The sequence below is a fragment of the Bacillus luti genome (assembly GCF_009739945.1).
Classification (GTDB): Bacteria; Bacillota; Bacilli; order Bacillales; family Bacillaceae_G; genus Bacillus_A; species Bacillus_A luti.
Genome location: NZ_CP040336.1, coordinates 892704 through 916398, shown reverse-complemented (window position 1 = coordinate 916398; position 23695 = coordinate 892704). Strand labels below are relative to the sequence as shown.

Sequence of the window (23695 nt, the reverse complement as noted above, 5' to 3'; positions counted from 1 at the left end):
ATCTACTTACTTATACAAACATCTTTTGTAAGAAAGCTTTTTTTGTTTCTCTTAAAGCATCTAATTCGCGTTGATGAAGAGCGATAGTATTGTCTAGTTTTTCAAAAAATTTACCGATTTTAGATTGTTCTTCCAGTGAAGGGAAAGTACTTTCGAATTTTAGAAGGTTCGTAACACTAATTCCAAATACTTTCATTCCCGTCCCAATCCTGTAACCATACTTCCTAAAAATTGGTGAATTAATAAAATAGTAAAGAAACAAAGAATCTATTTTTTTTGGCCTCAAAGCTATTGTATGGAGTCCGGAAACTAGCTTGTACGGTGTGTCTATGGTGATTACGGCAGGAGCGGCTACTCCTTTATAATCTTCCGAAGCGTCAGCTAATACTAAATCTCCCTTTTCTAAAAGTTCGTAGTTTCCAGCTTTTATATTCGGCAAATCGCTCGACTTATCTATTCTATCTGCAACTTTCGTATGGATGTCACCATAATGTATATACTTATATCCCGTATAATCACTCGTCTCGACATCACGGGATAAAGGATATGACTTTAATCTATCCACCATTGAATCCAACCTATGCTGTTTCCAATGCTCGGTGAACCCTGGGAAGCGAAACTCAGGCACAGATGCTCCTTCTTTTGGAAACATTTTTTGTAAAAATCCTTGTTTTGTTTGTTTGAGGATGACTAGTTCTTTTTGATAAAGAGAGATAGTATTGTCCAGTTGTATGAAAAAATCCCCAATTTTACCTTGCTCTAATATGTCTGGAAAATAGAAACTCATTTTGGCTATTTGTTGAAAATTTAGCCCTTCTCTTCCTCCTCCAGCTTGGTTTAATTCAATTTGTTTTTGACCTTTTTCAGACGTTATATTTAATTGTATAAAGTAAGGATTTACTCCGCCAGAAGGACGGATTATTGAGACATGTTGATTTACATTTGCTTTATGATTTAATTTATACACTGCACTTCTACCAATTGAAGCGCCAGTAATATTTAGCAATACATCACCTTTTTGAACACGACTATTTGCCATATCTTCGTCAATTTCAGGTGTAATATAAACAACTTCATTAAAATTCACTTTATCGTTGAAAATATTTTGTGATCGCAACAAAGGAATCCCTTCCGATTTATAATTTTGATTTCCACCTTTAGGAGTTTTACCACTTCCAATTTTAGTTGCGATACTTCCTAAATTAAACTGTTCCCAATATCCAGTAAATCCAGAAAATCGAATGTCTGGTATACGTTTATCTTTCACGGTTAAACACCTCTAATGCACCCTTAATCCATTCTGCATTTTCTTCATCAAATTGTAGGGAAGAAATCATGCTATATAGACTGGCTTCTAGTTCTGCTTTTTCTTTTCTAATATCTTTAATAGTCGAACCAACTGATGCCATGTCAACAGACACTTCTTCTTCAAAGGTATCTACGTATCGAGGGATGTTCAAATTGAAATCATTCTCTTTGATTTCATCAAAGGTAGCAACGTGGGCATATTTCTCCACATCTTCACGCTTTTTATAAGTTTCGATAATTTTATCAATATTTTCTTTGGAAAGTTTATTCTGATTTTTCCCTTTAGTAAACTCATTACTTGCATCAATAAATAACACGTCTCGAGTGGTACGATTCTTCTTCAATATTATGACTGTTGTTGGAATTGATGTCCCAAAGAATAAGTTTGCTGGCATACCAATAACAGCATCAATACTGCCATCTTCTAGTAATTTCTTACGAATCACACCTTCTGCAGCTCCACGGAACAGTACCCCATGCGGTAAGACGATTGCCATTGTTCCTGAATCTTTCAAATGGTAGAATCCATGTAAAAGAAAAGCAAAATCTGCTTTTGATTTTGGCGCTAACTTCCCGTAACGGTTGAAACGAGAATCATCTAAAAATGTATCATCCGAAGACCATTTTGCAGAATATGGTGGATTCATAAGGACAGAATCAAAGGTATAAGGCTCATCTGTCGGCCAATCTTTATTCAACGTATCCCCATTTCGCAAGCGCATATCTTCTTTATCAACACCATGCAAAATCAAGTTCATCTTCGCTAGATTATAGGTCGTTGTATTTAGTTCTTGTCCATGATACTTTACACTATCTGGATGATTAAGATAGTTACGAATATTCAGCATCAAAGAACCCGATCCCATGGTTGGATCAAATACGCTAAACAATTTTTTGTCTTCTTGACCAATTGCAGCAATACGAGCCATCATGTCAGATACCTCATGAGGTGTGTAGAATTCGCCAGCTTTCTTACCAGCTTCTGAGGCAAATTGACTAATCAAGAATTCATAGGCATCCCCAATGATATCGCCATTATGTCCTATTACATCGACAGCATTTAGTTTTTTCAGTACCTCAGTAATAGTAATATTTCTTTGTTGGTCATCTGATCCAAGTTTTTTTGATTTCAAATCCACATCATCAAACAATCCATTAAATTGATCATATTTCGTAGACAAATCGATAAAGGCTTTATTCAAGTCATTCAACTGAAACGTGTTTTGGTTAGCTTGATCGGTTAATACATTGAATAAATAATCTGGTTCAATATCATAACCTAATGTATCTACTAACGTTTCAATCAAGTCATTTTTTATATCTTCATCTGCTAATGATTCTCTATATAATTGAGTTTGTTTTTCTTGTGTGTTGTATTCCTCTAGCGTTTCATCTGCTATTTCTACTACTTTTTCTAATAACTTATCAGATAAGTACTTGTAAAAAATCAATCCTAATAAGTAGTTTTTATATTCTGACGCATCCATTTTGCTTCGCAAGTTGTCTGCGGCACTAAATAATTTTGAATTTAATTCAGCCATGTTACGTTCCTCACTTTTTTATTGTCGGTCTAATTGCTCCAATATGTTTAAATAAATTTTCTCTTCAAGTTCTGCCTGTTTCTTTGCCAAAGCTTGACGCTTTCTTAAAAAGAAATAAGCTTTTCCAATCGTCCGTTGTTTCTCAATACTTGGCAACTTGATTTCCAGCTCTTTTAAAATTGCTGGAGTTAATTTTGGTACAGTACTTCCTTGCATGGAAATTGCCATTTGCTTTTTCATTGAGTACGATTCATTCAATGCATAACATAAATAGCTACTATCCAAATGATCATGTTCAATAATAAGTTTTGCAAAGTTTTGGTTTATGATTTTCCCTTGGTTCAAGTCACTCACTATCCCAGCTTTGGAACTAACAAAGCTGAAAACAACATCTCCGGCACTGCTCAAATGGCTGTCTTTATGATTTGAATTTCCGCCATAAAAACTAGCTTGTGATTCTAGAAATGATCCATCTAAGTCATTCATTAAATCCTCATACGAATAAGCAACTAAAGTCAGATCATTTTTCTCATTTCCTCTAGAAAGGTTTCTTCCTATTCTAACTGTTACGATATCTTCAAGTTTCATATCCCGCCCTCTTTTAAAAAGTAATTCTTTAAAATTACTTAATTATCATTGTGATTAAATCATATCACTCTGAAAATACTCCGTCAATAATTTAAATGTAATTTTTAAGAATTACATTTAAACTTCTCTATCCTAATTAAAAGCTGAGAAAATGATGTAAAGTTAAATATCCTTATGGTTATACTATAAAAATATACTGTAATTTAACACATATACAAATGTATACAATACAAAGATAGTAGGAGTGATTAAAATAGCAGAGACATTTCGGCGCGGGAAGATAGAAGACTATATTAAACGACTTCATTGGAGAAAAGAAATCATGGTAAGTCAAATAAATAAAAATGAATTTTCATGTATTAGAGACAATTTATTAGGGCAAATACAATCCATAGACTTCGTCTTAAATGAATTGATTAAAGAGTTTAGTTTATTTCAAGAAGAAAAAAACTAAACTTTTTATAATTAGGAAGATATACATTTGTATACAATTTTTAATTTCGCTCATCAAAAAATGGGCGAAATATATATATGCCCATCATTACAACGAATTTTAATTACGACCCATATAAAGTTTACCTATATGGAAAAAGATGATAGAGGCTGCTGCGCGGCGAAACGCTTCTTTAAAAACTTCTCTTGGGTGTACAATTGATGTGTTTAAACTTCCAATAAAAATCGTTTGCCTATGTATAACTTGATTTTTTGTGTTCAGATATAAGCACACAAAATGCTCCTGTTGTAAAAAACGCATTTCTTCCATCATGTATCTCGCGCAATCTTCCGGGCTTCGAATGCTATATCTATTTTGATATTCTAAACGCACCATTCTTCTACCTAGCTCAAAGGCTGCCATAAGCTGAGATGCCTTTGCAATCCCAATACCATGTATACTGACTAACTCTTCTAACGTTGCATCTTTCAACATACGTAAGCCATCAAAGTGATGCAAAATTTTATCTGATAACTTTAAAACCGTCTCTTCTTTAGAACCTGTTCTAAGTAACACCGCCAGAAGCTCCCGATTCGATAAACTACCAGCTCCTTCTAACAATAAACGCTCCCGTGGCTGCTCTTCTCTGACAACATCACGAATACCGTTCATCTCTCCACCCCTTTATTTGTTCTCTCAAAGAAAACCCCATGCAATTTTACGCATGGGTTACATCAATATTAAATTGTTTCAATTCCCGAACGAGACGTGCAATTGGTAAACCAACTACACTGTAGTAGTCCCCTTGGATATGTTGAACAAAAATAGACCCCTTACCTTGAATCCCGTAACTTCCCGCTTTATCAAGAGGCTCCTTCGATGCAACGTATGTATCAATTTCCTCTTCTGTTAATTCCCAAAACGTAACTTCTGTACGCTCATAAAAAGTAACAGTTTTTTCTTTTGCTATAATTGCAACACCAGTATACACTTCATGCGCTTTCCCTGATAATAATTGTAACATTTCTTTCGCCTCAGCCTCACTAGAAGGCTTTCCAAGAATACGTGACTCATATGTAACAATTGTGTCTGCACCTAACACAATGTGATCACTATTATTTTCTGCTACCGCAGATGCTTTTTGCAAGGCAAGAGACATAACAATATCAGAAGGCGATGAATACGCACCAATCGTTTCTTCTACTTCACTTACAACAATTTCAAATGGCACACCAGCTAATTCAAGTAATTCCTTCCTCCGAGGTGATCCCGAAGCTAAAATGATTTTTCTCATATTTTCTCCTTCCTTTCTCACATGAAGCAGAATAATTTACATCAATCGTATCAAAGGAATAGTTTGTCCACAAATGAAAGAAATATTATTTTCCCTAGACAAAATAATATTTCTTTATTGAATACGATTATATTCCAGCCATAGAGAAAGCACTTTGCTCTAAATTCAAAAGAAAAGAAAGAAGCACCTATACTTCTTCCTTCGCCATTTCATTATCCTATCATTTCACTTTTTGTGAAACAATTTTTTCGTACGAAAGTATACCATCAATAATAACTTGATTTAATTTCGCCAAAGATTCCTTATCACCTTTCCCTTCTTTCACTGTTTGTACAGCCACTGACGTATACATATACAGTTTCTTCGCCTCTTCCTGCTTCATACTTTTCCCTTCTTTTTCAATTACTTTCCATTCTTTTTCAATCGCTCCTATATCCTTTTCATTACTTTTTCCACCGGCCTGCACGCTAGAAATACATTTTGTTAAATGAATATATAATGGCTGCACTTTTGTTAAAAACGCTCCTACTTCTTTATCATCTTTAAGTAACGCTTTATCTGTTATATCCCAATTCTTTTTCAAAACGGAGACACCATTATTTTTATACTGAGTCATTAATTGATTTATGCCCTGTTCATCACTAGCAATACCAACAACTAATGCATACTTATCGCCGCTCGGTTTCAAAGCTGCAATACCCCCGTTAGCTTTCCATTCTTCAAGAGCTGCCTGTCCCTTTTCTTCAGAAGAATAGATCCCTCCTTGAACAAAAAATAGTTTCATCGGATCTAATGACGTTCCTACCTGTGCTTTTTGTTTTTCCTCTTTTGGTGCTGGAGTTTGTTCCCCCGTCCCACCCACCTTTGATTCTTCATTCCCGGTCTGCTTTGAAGCTGTTACTTCACTTCCCCCCGCCGTCCCTTGCCCTGTGACATGAAGCATTCCCATTCCAAGCGCCGTACCCATAACAATAGCAGTAGCAACAATTATAATTAATCTATTACTCCATTTCTTTCGATACTTTTCCATAGACATCGATTTCGCTTTTTGAAACGGAACGACGTTTTTCGGTCTCTCACTTTCTACTACCATCCAGTCAAATTCATCTTTCTTCTTTTCCTCATACTTTGCTTCTGTTCCATTCACTTTCACTGAGATCGTTCGTGATTGCTTGTCCATACACTCACACCTCACCTCTTATCGTTGTCCGCATCATATCATATTCATTTCACAAAAAAACGAGATATTTGTCAGAGAAATTCGCCAAATTATCCTATATTATTATCTTATATGTATGCATTTGACTTCATTTGTAGAACAAAAAACTAGATAGTAAATACTATCTAGTTTTTTTCGCGGATATACTTTCGAACTTCAGAGATGAAGTAAAGAGAACCTGTTATGATGAAAACATCATTTTCTCCTATCATTTCAAGCTTCGTATCAATTGCCTCTTTCCAATTCTCGAAAACTAATTTTGACTCTTTTTGTGAATATGTTGCAAGCTTATCAGCAGAAATAGCACGATCAAAGGCGAATGTTGTAAAAATAATTTCATCGGAAATAGTTTCTAATTGACCTACCATGTTATGCAGTTGTTTATCCCCAAGAGCTGTAAATAATACTATTACATTTTTATCTTTATAATGTGCTTCTACTGTTTTCACAAGACTTTCAATACCTTCTGGATTATGAGCACCGTCTATTATAACATCCGGATTACTTTGCAACTTTTCAAAGCGCCCAACCCAATACGCTTCCTGTAATCCAGTTCTTATTTCTTCTTCCTCAATTAAAAATGATACATATGTTTTTACATACATTACTGCCATAAGTGCTAGTGCTGCATTTCCTACTTGATGACTACCTTTCATTGAAATTTGCACATCATCAAATGTAGCGAAAGGACAAGTGAAATCAAACTGTTCTCCATCTTCACTAGACTGTTTATGTAACGCTGTAAAATGCTTGCCAATCTCATATAAGTTTGCATGATTTTCCTTCGCAACTTTTCGAATGACTTGCAATGCTTCCTCATTTTGTACACCTGTAATTACCGGAACACCTGACTTAATAATTCCTGCCTTTTCATATGCAATTTCTCCTAATGTATTTCCTAAAATATGCATGTGATCGTGACCAATATTCGTAATAATTGTTAGAACAGGGTGAATGACATTAGTAGAGTCAAAGCGCCCTCCAAGCCCCGTTTCAAATAAAACAACATCACAGAAATTGACTTTACCAAAATAACAAATTGCCATAACAGTAATAATCTCAAACTCAGTCGCTTCTCCTAAATCCGTCTCATCTAGTTTTTCAACGACTGGCTTTACCATCTTTACAAGTTCAGTAATCTCTTCATCTGCAATTGGTGTTCCATTCACACTAATACGCTCATTAAATGTTTCGATATAAGGAGAAGTAAACGTTCCTACCTTATATTTCGCCCCTTCTAGCATGTAGCGCATATATGTTAAAGTTGAACCTTTTCCATTTGTACCAGCAAGATGAACACATTTTATGTGACGCTCTGGATTTCCGAGTTCTTCTAGCATCCACCTCATTCTTTCTAATCCTGGTTTAATTCCAAACTTCAATCGGCTATGAATCCATCCTATCGCTTCTTCGTATGTATGTATCACGTATGCTTTTCCCCTTTCAAAAAACCTTCATCATTCTATTATACGCAAAGAAAAGAGACTCACCAATATAGTGAGTCTCTAAAAAACATTTTTATTTCTCAAGATCTGCTAGACGTTGGCGAACTGCTTCGCGTTTTTCTAGGTAATCTTGCTCTTTCGCACGCTCTCCTTCAATAACTGCTGCAGGAGCTTTCGCTACGAAACCTTGATTTGAAAGTTTCTTCTGTACACGTTCTACTTCTTTATCAAACTTCTCAAGTTCTTTCTCAAGACGAGCTCTCTCTTCATCAAGATTGATAAGATCAGCTAACGGTAAGAATAACTCCGCACCTGATACGATTGCAGTCATCGCTTTTTCTGGCGCTTGTAAATCCGTTTGAATTGTTAATTCGCTTGGGTTACAGAAACGCTCAATGTAAGAGCTGTTCTTCGTAAGTTGAGCAAGTACAGCCTCATCTTTTGCTTTAATTTGCATTTGAACTTTTTTGCTCATTGGCGTATTAACTTCTGCACGGATGTTACGAACAGAGCGAATGATATCAACTAGAAGGTGCATTTCTGCTGCCGCTTCTGTATCTTGTAAATCTTCGCGAACTGTTGGCCACGCTGCTACTGTAATAGATTCGCCTTCGTGCGGTAAATGTTGCCAAATCTTCTCAGTTACGAATGGCATGAATGGGTGTAATAGACGCATTGTTTGGTCTAATACGTAAGCTAAAATCGAACGAGTTGTTTTCTTAGCTGCTTCATCTTCACCGTATAATGGAAGTTTCGCCATTTCAATGTACCAGTCACAGAAATCATCCCAAATGAAGTTGTATAATGAACGACCAGCTTCACCGAACTCATATTTATCCATGTTACGTGTTACACTTTCGATTGTTTCGTTTAAGCGAGTTAAAATCCACTTATCTGCAACTGATTTTTCACCAGTTAAATCGATTTCTTCATACTTCATATCATCCATGTTCATTAATACGAAACGTGATGCGTTCCAAATTTTATTAATGAAGTTCCAAGTGGATTCTACTTTTTCCATGCTGAAACGTAAATCTTGCCCTGGTGCGCTTCCTGTTGATAAGAAGTAACGCATTGCATCTGCACCGTACTTCTTGATAACATCCATCGGGTCGATACCGTTACCAAGAGATTTACTCATTTTACGTCCTTGCTCATCACGAACTAAACCGTGAATTAACACATCTTTAAATGGACGCTCGCCTGTAAACTCTAAACCTTGGAAAATCATACGAGATACCCAGAAGAAGATGATGTCATAACCAGTTACTAATGCATCTGTTGAATAGTAACGTTTAAAGTCTGCTGAATCTTCATCCGGCCAACCAAGTGTTGAGAACGGCCATAGCGCTGAGCTGAACCATGTATCAAGTACATCATTATCTTGATTCCAGTTTTCAAGATCTGCTGGCGCTTCTGTACCTACGTATACTTCACCAGTTTCTTTATGGTACCAAGCTGGAATACGGTGTCCCCACCATAACTGACGAGAAATACACCAGTCATGAATGTTTTCCATCCAGCGTAAGTATGTGTTTTCAAAACGCTCTGGTACGAATGTTACTTTTTCTTCTTCTTTTTGTTGTAACTCTACTGCTTTTTCAGCAAGTGGAGCCATTTTTACGAACCATTGTGTTGATAAGTAAGGCTCAACAACTGCACCGCTACGCTCACTATGACCTACTGAATGCATATGAGGCTCGATTTCTACTAATACGCCAGCCTCTTGTAAGTCTTTCACTAATTCTTTACGGCATTCGAAACGATCCATACCATTATACTTACCAGCTTTTTCATTCATCGTTCCATCTTCGTTCATTACTAAGATGCGTGGTAAGTCATGACGGTTACCTACTTCAAAGTCATTCGGATCATGAGCTGGTGTAATTTTTACAACACCTGTTCCGAAGTCTTTTTCTACGTACTCATCAGCGATAATCGGAATCTCACGGCCTACGATTGGAAGTGTAACTGTTTTTCCGATTAAGTGTTTGTAACGATCATCTTCTGGATGAACTGCTACTGCTGTATCACCAAGCATCGTTTCTGGACGAGTCGTTGCAAGACGAATATGACCAGAACCATCTGTTAACGGATAGTTCATATGGTAGAATGCACCTTGAACTTCTTTATGAATTACTTCAATATCAGAAAGTGCTGTACGTGTTGCTGGATCCCAGTTGATAATATACTCACCACGGTAAATTAAGCCTTTTTCGTATAATTGAACGAATACTTTATTAACCGCATCAGATAAACCTTCGTCTAATGTGAAACGTTCGCGAGAATAGTCTAGTCCTAAACCAACTTTCCCCCATTGTTGACGAATGTGAGACGCGTATTCTTCTTTCCATTCCCAAGCTTTTTCAAGGAATTTCTCACGGCCAAGATCGTAACGTGAAATACCTTCTTCACGAAGTTTTCCTTCTACTTTCGCTTGTGTTGCGATACCCGCATGGTCCATTCCCGGAAGCCACAATACATCGTAACCTTGCATACGCTTCGTACGAGTTAAAATATCTTGAAGAGTCGTATCCCAAGCATGACCTAAGTGTAACTTACCTGTTACGTTTGGAGGTGGAATTACAATTGTGTATGGTTGTTTCTTCTCATCTCCTGTTGCTTCAAAATATTTGCCTTCAAGCCACCATTGGTACAGGCCTTCTTCAACGGACATATGATCATATTTAGTTGGTAAATTCTTTTCCGTGTTTGACATTATTTTCCCTCCTTAAAATAAAAAATGTCCCTCATCCAAAAAAAGGACGAGGGACATCGCGGTACCACCTTTATTTACAAACAAATCCAGGAATTTGCTTATACTCTTAATTTGATAACGGACAAATCCGTCTTTTCCTAATGAGAACTATTCCGTTCAGAAAAGATGCTCCAGGGCTACCTTCTAACATAACTATCTAGAGAATCTCCCAGCTAATGATTCTCCTCTCTGAAGACGTTTCTTGTTATACTCTTCCCCTTCAATGCATTTATATGATTGTTAATTATTATATACAATAGTGTAAAAAACGAAACCTTATTCGTCAAGATAAATTTAAGACTACAGCTTTTTGAGTAAAAAAAAAGAAGATAAGTAGCATCCTCTACTCATCTTCTTTATCCGTTCCCTTGCTGGGCAGCTTGTAATTGTGACAGGAAATATTCTATATTGCTAACGAGCCAATGCGATTGTTGCAAACTCTTTACTCCGCGAATTTCATTTTCCTCATTGCGATTCTCTCTTCTTTTCTTATAAGACTGGATTTGCCGAATAAATTGCGATGGATACGTCATATAAGCAAACATGAGAAGTTGCTCTTCTTTCGTAAACGGGAAGTTTTTTTGATACATTTGATACCATTCAAACCGATCATTTCGCGCAATTGGATATGTGTTTAAAGACCGAGAATAAAAGCCTACAATATCTTGCACAGGCGTTGCAAATTTCGATTTTTCTAAACTAATAAAATAGCCATTCCGCTCATAGTCAAATAAAAAATGATTCAGTGACACGTTACCATGTACAAACGTAATGCGTGTTTTTTCTTTTTCTTTCATCGCATCGTTCCACTCATTTAATTGCTTCGTTGCAAATTCCCGCGCCCTCATTACATGATGATAGTACGTACAATATTGTAATTCAAACGGAGACATATACCACTTCGCTTCAGACTCTACAAGAAACTCTTCTAACATCTCACCATCATTTTCCCACCGATCAGATATATTCGTATAATGCTTTTCTAAATCCTCTTCTGTATACGTTTCTTCTTTTACCGTTTTTTGATGCAACATCCCAAGTGTCTGAAACATTTTATGGTATTGATCATTATCCTCGCCGTTTCCTTCCGCACGCTCTAACCAAGGCATTAAATAATAATTATACGTCCCGTCACTTAAAATATAATTTCCATCCGTCGCATGGTATATAGGTACATAATTTGAAAAACCTTTCTCTTTCAAATATTGAATATGATGCAGAAAATTATTTCGCGCTAATTTTCTATCTTCTATTTTTTTCAAAGCATATGGACCTTGATTCGTGTAAATTTTCGTTACACTTCCGTGTTCTTCCATGTGCTGCGTATCCAATCGATACTGCCTTACAATGGGTTCATAGCGATTTCGTAATTCAATATCCATACGAATTACCCTTTCTATTCAAAGCATAACCTCTAGGAAAACAAGGGGAAACTCCCCCCTTATTTCGCCTTCGCTCTTGAAACGGGAATATAAATAATTTGTCCCTCAGTTAAATAGATATCTTCTGTTTGATTGACACGGTACAAGTTCTGTACTGACGTTTCATAACGTTCTGCAACAGATTCGATCGTATCTCCTTCTTGCACAAAATACATTCTTAACTTTGTAAATTCCTCTTCTGGTTCTTTCGTAAATAATTTCGTTAAATAAAGCGCATTTTCATCTCTCTGTGAGTACACTTCTTCTTGTTCTTCCTGCTTTTTCGCTTTTTCTTTCTTGAAATCTTTTCGTCCGAACAATTCAAATTGCGGCGTTATTTCTTTCTCCTCTTCACGCCCTGCAAATTCATGTTCTTCTATTTCCTCTTCCTCTACTTCTTGCTCTTTTCTTTCTTCTAGTTGGAACGGTTCAAATGCATAATCTTCCCACTCATCTGATTCCTTATAAGCTGGTTCCTCTACATGCGGCGCAGGTCTATTTTCATCCTCTTGTGCTGCATCTTCTTCTAACTCCGCATACACCGTTTCTTCTTCTTCTTCATCCTCGATTCTTTCCTCATCACATAAACCTGTAATAGATATATCCGCTAGTAATTGTAAGCAACCATTTTCCTTTAATTCATAATCGAATTCCTCGATTGATACATATAGTTCTTCAATTACTTTCACCCGGTTTCTCGGTATGGATATTTCAAGCGGGAAGGAATGAACAAGTTCATTAACTCCATCCTCCCTTGTTTCTACATAATCAATTGATTTTGCTGGCGATAGTTCTCTCAATGAATAAGCGGAATCATCTTGCCGTGCGACATACTCCCCCGTTAAATCTAATTGCCCTCTCACGATAACTTCATGATCAAGCTCTTCTATTTCAACGTCTGGATCTAACGAAATTGACAAAAGTTCTTCGACTTCCTGTCCTTTTTGGAACCAAACAGATTCTTTTAATGAGAATCGTAATGAATGATCTGTTGTCACTTCTTTTCCCCCTCCCAAACTATATGTCATTACAGATTTATGTTTCGAAAGCCTACTTTATGAATAAAAAAATCGCTCCCCTTATGGAGAGCGATTTTCTTTCATGCATTATGATTATGCTTTTAATTTTGACATTGCAATTTCAGCCGCTTCAATCGTCGCTTCAATATCAGCATCACTATGCGCTGTCGATAAGAATAATCCTTCGAATTGAGATGGTGGTAAGAATACACCTTGTTCTACCATTTCACGATAGTAAGCCGCAAAGAATTGTAAGTTTGAAGATTTTGCTGCCTCATAATTAATAACTGGCTCATCTGTAAAGAAAATACCAATCATAGAACCTGCACGATTAATATGATGAGGAATACCATGTTTTTCCGCCGCTTTACGTAATCCAGCTTCTAACATTTCGGCTTTGCGCTCAAATTCTACATACGATTCTGGCGTTAACTGTACTAACGTTTCATAACCTGCTGCCATTGCAAGCGGGTTACCTGATAAAGTACCAGCTTGGTAAATTGGTCCGCTCGGTGCAACTTGGCGCATAATTTCTGCTTTACCACCGTATGCTCCTACTGGTAAACCACCACCGATTACTTTACCTAAACAAGTTAAATCAGGTGTTACACCGTAATAACCTTGTCCACAATTGTAAGCAACTCGGAATCCTGTCATTACTTCATCAAAAATAAGTAATGAACCGTTTTGCTCTGTTACTTCACGAAGACCTTCTAAAAATCCAGGCTGCGGAGGAACAACTCCCATATTCCCTGCTACTGGTTCTACGATTACACAAGCAATATCATCACCGAATTGTTCGAAAGCGTATTTCACACTTTCTAAATCGTTATACGCTACTGTTATCGTATTTTTCGCTACACCTTCTGGTACACCAGGGCTATCCGGTAAACCTAGCGTTGCTACACCAGAACCCGCTTTAATTAATAACGAATCACCATGACCGTGGTAACAACCGATGAATTTCAAAATCTTATTACGACCTGTATAACCACGAGCTAAACGTAGCGCACTCATTGTCGCCTCTGTTCCAGAGTTAACCATACGTACAATCTCAATTGATGGTACGCGCTCAATAACAAGTTTTGCTAATTTATTTTCAATTTCTGTTGGTGCACCGAAGCTTGTACCTCTTTCAGCAACAGATTTTAACGCTTCAACAACTTGATCATTTGCATGACCATGAATTAAAGGACCCCATGATAATACGTAATCGATGTATTCATTTCCATCGATATCATATACTTTAGAGCCTTTTCCGCGCTCCATAAACAATGGATTCATACCAACAGATTTAAAAGCACGAACAGGGCTATTTACGCCTCCAGGCATTAAATCTTGAGCCTCTTCAAACGCCGCAATCGACTTATCAAACTTTTTCATTATTTAGCGCCTCCTTCTTGTAACCATCTTGCTGCATCTTTTGCATGATACGTAATAATTAAATCTGCTCCTGCACGTTTCATGCTAATTAACTTTTCAAGTACAACTTCTTTTTCATTAATCCAACCATTTTGCGCTGCCGCTTTGATCATTGAATATTCACCACTCACGTTATAAGCAACAACTGGTAAGTTAAAGTTATTTTTCACATCACGAACGATATCTAAGTAAGAAAGAGCTGGCTTTACAATTAAGAAATCTGCCCCTTCCATTACATCTGATTCAGCTTCACGGAATGCTTCCATGCGGTTCGCTGGGTCCATTTGATATGTTTTACGGTCACCAAATTGCGGCGCACCGTGCGCAGCATCACGGAATGGTCCGTAAAATGCTGATGAATATTTCACAGCGTATGACATAACTGGTACATGTCCAAAACCATTTTCATCTAATGCATGACGAATTGCCGTTACAAATCCGTCCATCATGTTTGATGGCGCAATAATGTCCGCTCCAGCTTTCGCTTGGCTTACAGCTGTTTTCGCAAGAACTGCAAGAGACTCATCATTTAAAATAATCCCATCTTCAATTACACCGCAATGACCGTGACTTGTGAATTGACATAAACATGTATCCGCAACTACTACTAACTCAGGGAACTCACCTTTAATTTGCTTAATTGCACGTTGTACAATTCCATGATCACAATATGCTGATGAACCAACTTCATCCTTTTCAGCAGGTAAACCAAATACAATAACAGAACGAATACCTAAATCAACAACTTCTTGCATTTCAGCTTGCAATAAATCTAAAGACATTTGATATACGCCTGGCATAGAAGGAACTTCGTTACGAACATTTTCACCTTCTAATACAAAAATAGGGTAAATAAAATCTTCCGTATGTAAAAACGTTTCACGCACAAGCGCACGCATATTACCGCTTTGTCTTAAACGACGATGACGATTAAATTGTAAAGAGTTCATAGATTTCTATCCCCATTCTTTTATTTTATAGATTCACAAATGCATTGTAGCAATGCTTCTACAGTGTACTCTTTCGGCACAATAACATGCGGAAAATAAAGGATCGCCTCTTTTTCCGTAATAGGCCCTATACAAGCAATTGTACATTTTTTTGTCCATTCTCTCCAGTTTGTACCCTCAAGTAAATGAACAAAACTAGTAACAGTTGAAGGGCTCGTAAATGTAATAATATCTATTTTCTCTACTTCTAACGATGCTATAAGCTCCTGCCTTTTCTCTACATTTGCTTTCGTACCATATACGATTAATTCATCTAGAGAAACACCAATGCCTCGAAGTGCAACTGGAATGACATCTCTCGCTAAATTCCCTTTTGGAAATAGAATACGCTCGTTTCCACTTAGTTTTTTTATAAACTCTTCTGCAAATACTTCTGCAACAAATGAAGTTGGAACAAAGGCTACTTGATAGCCCCGCTTTTCTAACTCTAACTTTGTTTTCACACCGACAGCAGCAATTTTAATTGTTGCTGGGAGCTTCTTTTTCAAACTATCTAGAAAAAAAGCTACACCATTTTTACTCGTAAAAATAACCCAGTCATATGAATGCAGCTGTTTTGCTATATGTTGAATTTGCCTAGAAGACATACCTTCCATACGCAAAAGCGGAATTTCCAATGGAATTCCGCTCTTTTCTTTTACCGCCACACTCATTTGTTTCGCTTGATGCTGGGCACGTGTAATCAATACCGTTTTGCCAGCGAGAGCGTTCATATTTATTGTTGCCCCTTATTTGCAGCAAGAATAAGTTCTTTTGCGCCTTGTTTAATTAAACGGTCTGCTGCCTCTAGTCCTACTTCCACTGGATCAGTGCCTGCTACTGTCTCTTTCAATAGAACAGAACCGTCCATAGAACCGACAAGAGCTGTTAATTCAATTGCATCATTTTCTGTAAGCGTTGCGTATCCAGCGATCGGAACTTGGCATCCGCCTTCAAGTTTATGAAGAAATACTCGCTCCGCTGCTACTGTTCTTTCTGTTACCGCATCATTCATATGCGATAATAACTGCAGTAAATCCTTATCGTCCTCACGACATTCAATCGCTAATGCCCCTTGTCCTACAGCTGGTACACATAACGTTTCATCTAAATGTTCTGTAATAACTTCCCCGTCCCAGCCCATTCTCTGTAATCCAGCTGTCGCTAAAATAATTGCATCATAATCTTCATCTTTTAACTTACGTAAACGTGTATCGATATTCCCGCGAATCCACTTCACTTGTAAATCTGGTCTCGCAGCTAGTAGTTGTGCACTACGTCTCAAACTACTCGTTCCTAAAATCGCGCCCTCTGCTAAGTCTTTAAATGACTCTCCATTTTTAGAAATAAAAGCATCACGAGGGTCAACACGCTTTGGTGTACAACCAATCATTAATCCTTCCGGAAGTACAGCTGGCATATCTTTCATACTATGTACAGCCATATCGATTTCTTTCGTAAGTAACGCATGTTCAATTTCCTTTACAAATAAACCTTTTCCGCCTACTTTTGAAAGAGTAACATCTAAAATAACATCACCTTTTGTGACGATTTCTTTCACTTCAAATTCATATGGTAAGCCTAACGCTTTTAACTGATCGATAAACCAATTTGTTTGTGTTAATGCTAGTTTACTCTTTCGTGAACCTACAATAATTTTGCGCATAATTCTCTCTCCTCATTATAAATACCAAAAGTGGAAATTAGATAAACTACTTAATAGAAAAATGTTAACTAGCATTACGAGAAATGCACCGATATTCCACATTACAATTTTTTTCCCTTGTAACACATCTGCCGCTCGTAAATATAAACCTGTGCAATATACAAATAAAACAACAAAAGATCCGATTACTTTCGTATCATACCAATGGAAATTGTCCAATTTTGTATATCCCCATATACATCCTAATAAAATCGCTAATAAGAAAAACGGAACAGAAAATAAATTTAATCCGTAAGACGTAGATTCGAGCTTCGGTAAATTCCCTAACCTTCTTAATCTCGCATTCCACTTTTTCTTTTTTAATAGGCGATATTGCAATAAATACATAATAGAAAAAATAAACGATACAGTAAACGTTGCATAAGAAATAATAGCCATACCGACATGCACATATACAAGTTCTGAAACTAATTGCTCTGCAAGTACTGGCGACATCTTTCCAAGCGGTGTAAAAATAGAAAAAGCGCTTACGCCAAATGCTACAACATTTGTAAAAAAGACTAAAAAATCCACGCGCATAAATCGGTTAATGACTAACGACATCGTAATCAATAACCATACATAAAAATAAATCCCTGATAATAAAGTTAAGATAGGATTTGTTTCCGAATCTGTAGCCCGAAGCAGCATAAAAATAGACTGCAGAACCCACACAATCGAAAGTAACCAAAAAGCAAATCGGTTCGCCTTTCGGTTACTTTGGAAATAATCTATAAAATATAAACTAATGCTACAAGCATATAAAATAATTGCAATATGATAAATAATACTGTTATTTAAAAAGCTCATCCGATCATCCTTCCAAATTATAAAGATGGAACGGATGGTGTCCACGCTCTTTTATGTTTTACTTCTTCCGCATTTCTCTCTACTTCTTCTTCCATTTCTAAATCAAAAATCTTCGCAAATAAAGCTAGTTTTTCTGTCGCTCCATCCTCAGCAGCTATTTCTTTTGCTACTAGAATTGGGTCTTTTAATAATTGATTAATTATACTTTTCGTATGTTTACTAATTACTTTTTTCTCACGATCACTAAGATTTGGTATTTTCCGCTCAAGACTTTCCATCGTATCACTTTGAATCGCTAATGCTTTATCACGAAGAGCCGATATTAACGGAACAACACCAAGTGTACTTAACCACGTTTTAAATAGAACCATTTCCTCTTCAATCATAAATTGAATTTTCTCTGCTTCTTTCAAACGCTCAGCACGGTTTGCTTCCACTACTCCTTGCAAATCATCGATATCATATAAGAAAGAACCTTCTAGCTCATCGATTGCAGGATCAATATCACGTGGCACTGCAATATCAACCATAAATAACGGGCGACCAGAGCGCATTTTCTCTACTTTCGTCATCATCTCTTTCGTAATGACATACTCTGATGCACCAGTTGAACTAATTAAAATATCCGCTTCTAATAATGCACATTGTAATTCACTTAAAGATTTTGCATGTCCCATATACTTCTCAGCCATTACTTCCGCTTTCGATAGCGTTCTATTCATGACCGTTACTTTACGAGCACCACTTCCGTATAAGTTTTGCAATGCAAGTTCACCCATTTTACCCGCACCAAGAATAAGCACATGACAATCTGTTAACTCACCAAATATTTTCTTTCCGAGCTCAACAGCAGCATAACTAACAGACATCGCACTTTCACCAATTGTCGTTTCTGAATGAGCACGTTTTGCCAATGTAATGACTTGCTTAAACAATTCATTAAAAATTGTGCCTGTTGCTTTCACTTGCTGTGCTTCTAAAAAGCTATCTTTTATTTGTCCTAAAATCTGCGTTTCTCCAACTACCATAGAATCTAAACCGCACGTTACGCGGAATAAATGATCGACTGCACCATCTTGTTCAAAAATCGTTAAATATGGTGCAACCTCTTCTATTTCAAGCTGAAACCAATCAGCTAAAAATTTCTTAATATAATACCGTCCCGTGTGTAATTGATCGACAACAGCATAAACCTCAGTACGATTACAAGTTGATACAATGACATTCTCTAACACGCTCTTTTGATTTTGTAATGTAGTCATCGCTCGTTCTAGCTCTGCTGCCTGAAATGTGAGTTTCTCACGAAATTCTACAGGGGCTGTTCGATAATTTACACTAACAACAAGAATATGCACGCAGCATGTCCCCCTTCACCCGTTTTATCACTTTATCTACTATCATAATACAACTTTCCTCTTATGAATCTGACAATCGTGTGAACAACCGATTATTTTTTATTTATTCTCCGTATGTAATGAAGGAGATTCAGCAAAACTAATTAAAACTTCCTACTTTATAATGATTATAAATTAATAACTCTATTTGTACGTTACCAAAAAAAGTTCTCATAATCAAGTGATGGAAACTATTCCATATAAATTATAACATCATCTTCCCTATCTTCTTTCATCATGAAGGAAAATATGTATGATTGTTCCAAAATGTAACAAACACTTTCTCAATACAATGTATTTGACATTGTATTTCTTTTTCGTTATATTGGTTTTACAAAATTAAATTGTGCACAACTTAATTAGAAGGGAGTTATTTATGACAGAGGACTCTTTGCATCTAGATAACCAACTTTGTTTTTCTATTTACGCCTGCTCTAGAGAGGTTACTCGTTTTTATCGACCTTATTTAGAAGAAATGGGTATTACGTATCCCCAGTACATTACTTTACTCGTACTATGGGAGCAAGATGGACTAACAGTAAAAGAAATTGGAGAACGTTTATTTTTAGATTCCGGTACGTTAACACCTATGTTAAAACGAATGGAATCATTAAAACTTGTAAAACGTGTTCGTTCCAAAGAAGACGAACGAAAAGTTTGTATTGAATTAACAGAACAAGGCAAAGATTTAAAGGAAAAGGCTTGTTCATTACCGACAACGATGGCTACAAACTTAGGAATTACAGAGCAAGAATATCGCTCTTTATTAATTCAGCTAAATAAACTAATTGAAACAATGAAAACAATTAATGATGGAAAAGGGGAATAAACATGGATAAACTATATACTGCTTCAGTAACAGCAACAGGTGGAAGAAACGGGAAAGTAATCTCAGATGACGGCATATTGAATCTTGATGTAAAAATGCCAAAAGCACTAGGCGGTGCAGGTGGAGAGGCAACAAATCCTGAGCAACTATTTGCCGCTGGTTATGCAGCTTGTTTTGATAGTGCATTACAACTTGTCATTCGTACAAAACGTGTGAAAGTAGAAAGTACAGAAGTAACTGCTCACGTTTCTATCGGAAAAGATACAGATGGTGGTTTCGGCCTATCCGCTGTACTTGATGTACATGTTGCTGGCGTTTCACATAGCGAAGCACAAGAACTTGTAGAAGCTGCTCATGGTGTATGTCCTTACTCTAAAGCGACACGAGGAAATATTGAAGTTACGTTAAACGTACGCTAAAAGCGTATAAAGAAAAAAACGCGCGACATTCGTCACGCGTTTTTTGTTTTTGTCATTTTATGAATCGCTTTCCACGCTTCTTCTTTTCCAAGTCCTGTTTCAGAAGAGAATAGAACGATTTCATCGCCAATTTCAACAGCAAGCGTTTCTTTTACAACTTTTAAATGCTTTTGCCATTTCCCTTTCGGAATTTTATCGGCTTTCGTCGCAATAATAATTGTTGGGATTTCATAATGCTTTAAGAAATCATACATCATCACGTCATCGTTTGTTGGTTGGTGACGTAAATCAACTACTAATACAGCTGCGTCTAATTGCTCACGCGTTGTAAAGTACGTTTCAATCATTTTGCCCCATGCTGCGCGCTCCGATTTAGATACTTTCGCATATCCATAACCTGGAACGTCAACAAAATGCATCATCTCATTGATTAAGAAAAAGTTCAGCGTTTGCGTTTTCCCTGGTTTAGAAGAAATACGCACTAACTTTTTACGATTTAAAATTTTATTAATAAAGGAAGACTTCCCGACATTTGAACGACCTGCTAATGCAATTTCTGGTAAATCACTGTCTGGATATTGTTCTGGTTTAACAGCACTAATTACAATATCTGCTTTTGTTACTTTCATTGTTTCACTCCTACTAATGCGTGCTCCAATACTTCATCTAAATGAGATGCAAGCACAAACGTAAGGTTTTCTTTTACGCTCTCTGGAATATCATCTAAATCTTTCTCGTTTTCTGCTGGCAAAATGATTTTTGTTAAGCCTGCGCGGTGAGCACTTAATGTTTTTTCTTTTAAACCACCAATTGGTAATACACGACCACGAAGTGTAATTTCACCTGTCATACCCACTTCTTTACTTACAGGAATACCTGTTAGTGCAGAAATAAGCGCCGTTGCCATCGTAATACCTGCTGACGGTCCATCTTTTGGAACTGCTCCTTCTGGAACATGAATATGAATATCATTTTTCTCATGGAAATTCGGATCAATCTGAAGCTCTTCTGCACGAGAACGAATATAGCTAAACGCTGCTTGTGCGGATTCTTTCATAACATCCCCAAGTTTCCCTGTTAAAATTAATTTCCCTTTACCTGGTGCTACAGATACTTCAATTGCAAGTGTATCGCCACCAGCTGCTGTATATGCTAACCCAGTTGCCATTCCGACTTGGTCTGTTTTCTCTGCTTGTCCATAACGGAATATATGTTTACCAAGTAAATCTACAATATTTTTCTCTGTCACAACAATACGTTTACGTTCTGCTGTAACGATGATTTTCGCTGCTTTACGGCAAACTTTTGCGATTTGGCGCTCTAGCGTACGAACACCAGCCTCACGTGTATAATAACGAATAATTTCAAGAAGTGCTTCATCACGTACTTGTAAATTACCTTTTCGTAAGCCATGCTCTTTTAATTGTTTCGGCAATAAATGCTCACGAGCAATATGAACTTTTTCAAGCTCTGTATAGCCAGCAATCGAAATAATTTCCATGCGGTCAAGTAATGGACCAGGAATACTTGAAAGTGTATTAGCAGTTGCTACAAACATAACTTTCGATAAATCATATGGTTCTTCAATGTAATGATCACTGAAGTTATGGTTTTGTTCTGGATCTAATACTTCAAGTAATGCAGCTGATGGATCTCCTCTGAAATCGTTAGACATTTTATCAATCTCATCTAATAAGAAGACTGGATTAACTGTTTTCGCCTTTTTCATACCTTGAATAATGCGCCCTGGCATTGCTCCAACATACGTACGGCGATGACCACGAATTTCAGATTCATCACGTACACCACCAAGAGATACACGGACAAAGTTACGATTCAATGACGTTGCAATTGAACGCGCTAACGAAGTTTTTCCGACCCCAGGAGGGCCTACTAAGCAAAGGATAGGTCCTTTTAATGAATTCGTTAACTTCTGTACAGCTAAATATTCAAGTACACGCTCTTTCACCTTTTCAAGACCGTAATGATCTTTGTTTAAAATCTCTTCAGAATGAGCAAGATCAATCATATCTTCTGTTGCTTCTGTCCACGGAAGTGCTAATAACCAATCAATGTAATTGCGAATAACGCCGCTCTCCGCTGAACTTGCTGGTAACTTTTCATAACGATCTAATTCTTTCAGCGCAGCCTTCATTGTTTCTTCAGGCATTCCTGACTGTTCAATTTTCTCACGAAGCTCTTCAACTTCTCCGCCCTTACCTTCTTTATCGCCAAGTTCAGTTTGAATTGCCTTCATTTGCTCACGTAAGAAGTATTCTTTTTGCGTGCGCTCCATTGAACGTTTCACTTTTTGTCCAATTTTCTTTTCTAAACTAAGTAACTCTTGTTCATCTTGAATAATTGAAATCAGTGTATGTAATCGTTCTTTCACAGATACAATCTCTAAAATCTCTTGTTTCTGCTTCGTTTTAATCGGCAAGTGAGAAGCAATTAAATCAGCTAGTCTGCCTGGTTCTTCTACATCAGCTACCGTTGCAAATGTTTCATTTGAAACTTTTTTCGAAACTTTAATATATTGTTCAAAATGCTCCAGTAACGTACGCATAAGAGCTTTCTCTTCTAGATCATTTTCCACTTCTTCAGTTATCGTTTGAATAGAAACTTGTACAAAATTCTCTTCTTCGATAAACTCTACTACTTCTGCTCTATGTAAACCTTCTACAAGGACACGAAGCGTACCGTTCGGCAATTTTAACATTTGCTTCACTTTCGCAACTGTACCTACACTATATATGTCATCTTCTTTCGGATCATCGATATTCATTTCTTTTTGCATCGCTAAAAAGATGATATTTTCATCCATTGCCGCCTGCTCTAGTGCTTGTATCGATTTATCACGTCCTACATCAAGATGCAGAACCATCGTTGGATATACGAGAACGCCTCTTAATGGTAGGAGGGGTACGATTTTTTCATTCGTATTCATACTAGACATAGCACCTCCATAATAAATTAAACTCCTGTTCAACTATTTTATATTACAATACATCTAGATGCAATTGCAGAGATTCTCCACAATTGTAAATCCCTTGTTTTTTCTCCCTTATGAAACGAAAAAAGACTCCGCTTAAGCATACAAA

At 36.9% G+C, this 23695-nt stretch carries 20 protein-coding genes and 1 other annotated feature; of the genes, 2 read left to right on the top strand and 18 right to left on the bottom strand.

Annotation, left to right across the window (positions count from 1 at the left end; genetic code table 11):
- Positions 1-10 precede the first annotated feature (10 nt).
- The 16 genes from EUC40_RS04740 to hemA all read right to left on the bottom strand — a co-directional run bounded on the left by EUC40_RS04740 (position 11) and on the right by hemA (position 19307).
- Positions 11-1267, bottom strand: a complete 1257-nt coding sequence (locus EUC40_RS04740; RefSeq protein WP_061535634.1) for a restriction endonuclease subunit S — start codon at positions 1265-1267, stop codon at positions 11-13.
- Entirely contained in the window at positions 1257-2849 is a 1593-nt protein-coding gene (locus EUC40_RS04735; RefSeq protein ID WP_061535635.1) for a type I restriction-modification system subunit M, read from the bottom strand. The genes EUC40_RS04740 and EUC40_RS04735 overlap by 11 nt, the downstream gene beginning before the upstream one ends.
- An 18-nt stretch (positions 2850-2867) precedes the next feature.
- Entirely contained in the window at positions 2868-3437 is a 570-nt protein-coding gene (locus EUC40_RS04730) for a restriction endonuclease subunit S (protein WP_061535636.1), read from the bottom strand.
- Positions 3438-3990: 553 nt separating this feature from the next.
- On the bottom strand, positions 3991-4542 hold the full coding sequence (gene radC / locus EUC40_RS04725; RefSeq protein WP_156573898.1) for a RadC family protein: 552 nt from the start codon (positions 4540-4542) through the stop codon (positions 3991-3993).
- A 46-nt stretch (positions 4543-4588) separates the two neighbouring features.
- On the bottom strand, positions 4589-5164 hold the full coding sequence (locus tag EUC40_RS04720; protein ID WP_001226283.1) for a Maf family protein: 576 nt from the start codon (positions 5162-5164) through the stop codon (positions 4589-4591).
- Positions 5165-5384: 220 nt separating this feature from the next.
- Positions 5385-6344: a stage II sporulation protein B gene (locus EUC40_RS04715; protein ID WP_156573896.1), complete on the bottom strand. Its 960-nt coding sequence runs from the start codon at positions 6342-6344 to the stop codon at positions 5385-5387.
- A 164-nt stretch (positions 6345-6508) separates the two neighbouring features.
- Positions 6509-7810 (bottom strand): bifunctional folylpolyglutamate synthase/dihydrofolate synthase, encoded by a 1302-nt coding sequence (locus EUC40_RS04710; RefSeq protein ID WP_156573894.1) that lies wholly within the window; start codon positions 7808-7810, stop codon positions 6509-6511.
- Positions 7811-7901: 91 nt separating this feature from the next.
- Positions 7902-10547, bottom strand: a complete 2646-nt coding sequence (locus EUC40_RS04705) for a valine--tRNA ligase (protein ID WP_156573892.1) — start codon at positions 10545-10547, stop codon at positions 7902-7904.
- Between the two features lie 39 nt (positions 10548-10586).
- Positions 10587-10819 (bottom strand) — a binding site (T-box leader).
- Between the two features lie 123 nt (positions 10820-10942).
- On the bottom strand, positions 10943-11968 hold the full coding sequence (gene ysxE / locus EUC40_RS04700; RefSeq protein ID WP_156573889.1) for a spore coat protein YsxE: 1026 nt from the start codon (positions 11966-11968) through the stop codon (positions 10943-10945).
- 59 nt (positions 11969-12027) lie between these two features.
- Complete coding sequence (gene spoVID / locus EUC40_RS04695; RefSeq protein WP_156573887.1) at positions 12028-13035, bottom strand: stage VI sporulation protein D; 1008 nt, start codon at positions 13033-13035, stop codon at positions 12028-12030.
- An 84-nt stretch (positions 13036-13119) separates the two neighbouring features.
- On the bottom strand, positions 13120-14409 hold the full coding sequence (gene hemL, locus EUC40_RS04690) for a glutamate-1-semialdehyde 2,1-aminomutase (protein WP_071713325.1): 1290 nt from the start codon (positions 14407-14409) through the stop codon (positions 13120-13122).
- Entirely contained in the window at positions 14409-15398 is a 990-nt protein-coding gene (gene hemB, locus EUC40_RS04685) for a porphobilinogen synthase (RefSeq protein ID WP_001087076.1), read from the bottom strand. The genes hemL and hemB overlap by 1 nt, the downstream gene beginning before the upstream one ends.
- A 20-nt stretch (positions 15399-15418) precedes the next feature.
- Positions 15419-16171: a uroporphyrinogen-III synthase gene (hemD, locus tag EUC40_RS04680; RefSeq protein ID WP_156573885.1), complete on the bottom strand. Its 753-nt coding sequence runs from the start codon at positions 16169-16171 to the stop codon at positions 15419-15421.
- Positions 16172-16173: 2 nt separating this feature from the next.
- On the bottom strand, positions 16174-17103 hold the full coding sequence (hemC, locus tag EUC40_RS04675) for a hydroxymethylbilane synthase (RefSeq protein ID WP_001226415.1): 930 nt from the start codon (positions 17101-17103) through the stop codon (positions 16174-16176).
- A gap of 15 nt (positions 17104-17118) precedes the next feature.
- Positions 17119-17952 (bottom strand): cytochrome c biogenesis protein, encoded by an 834-nt coding sequence (locus EUC40_RS04670; RefSeq protein WP_071713327.1) that lies wholly within the window; start codon positions 17950-17952, stop codon positions 17119-17121.
- A 17-nt stretch (positions 17953-17969) separates the two neighbouring features.
- A complete protein-coding gene (gene hemA, locus EUC40_RS04665; RefSeq protein ID WP_000547871.1) occupies positions 17970-19307 on the bottom strand; it encodes a glutamyl-tRNA reductase in 1338 nt (445 codons plus the stop codon).
- Between the two features lie 415 nt (positions 19308-19722).
- Here hemA and EUC40_RS04660 point away from each other — a divergent pair, with 415 nt between their 5' ends.
- Both EUC40_RS04660 and EUC40_RS04655 read left to right on the top strand, forming a co-directional pair.
- The gene (locus EUC40_RS04660) at positions 19723-20175 is read left to right on the top strand and encodes a MarR family winged helix-turn-helix transcriptional regulator (protein ID WP_071713328.1); all 453 of its coding nucleotides are present in this window, start codon (positions 19723-19725) and stop codon (positions 20173-20175) included.
- Positions 20176-20177: 2 nt separating this feature from the next.
- A complete protein-coding gene (locus EUC40_RS04655; RefSeq protein WP_000359771.1) occupies positions 20178-20594 on the top strand; it encodes an organic hydroperoxide resistance protein in 417 nt (138 codons plus the stop codon).
- 32 nt (positions 20595-20626) lie between these two features.
- Here EUC40_RS04655 and ysxC read toward each other — a convergent pair whose 3' ends face one another.
- Together ysxC and lon are read right to left on the bottom strand one after the other, a co-directional pair.
- Positions 20627-21223: a ribosome biogenesis GTP-binding protein YsxC gene (gene ysxC, locus EUC40_RS04650; protein WP_000869114.1), complete on the bottom strand. Its 597-nt coding sequence runs from the start codon at positions 21221-21223 to the stop codon at positions 20627-20629.
- Positions 21220-23550, bottom strand: a complete 2331-nt coding sequence (gene lon, locus EUC40_RS04645; protein ID WP_156573883.1) for an endopeptidase La — start codon at positions 23548-23550, stop codon at positions 21220-21222. The genes ysxC and lon overlap by 4 nt, the downstream gene beginning before the upstream one ends.
- Positions 23551-23695: the final 145 nt, after the last annotated feature.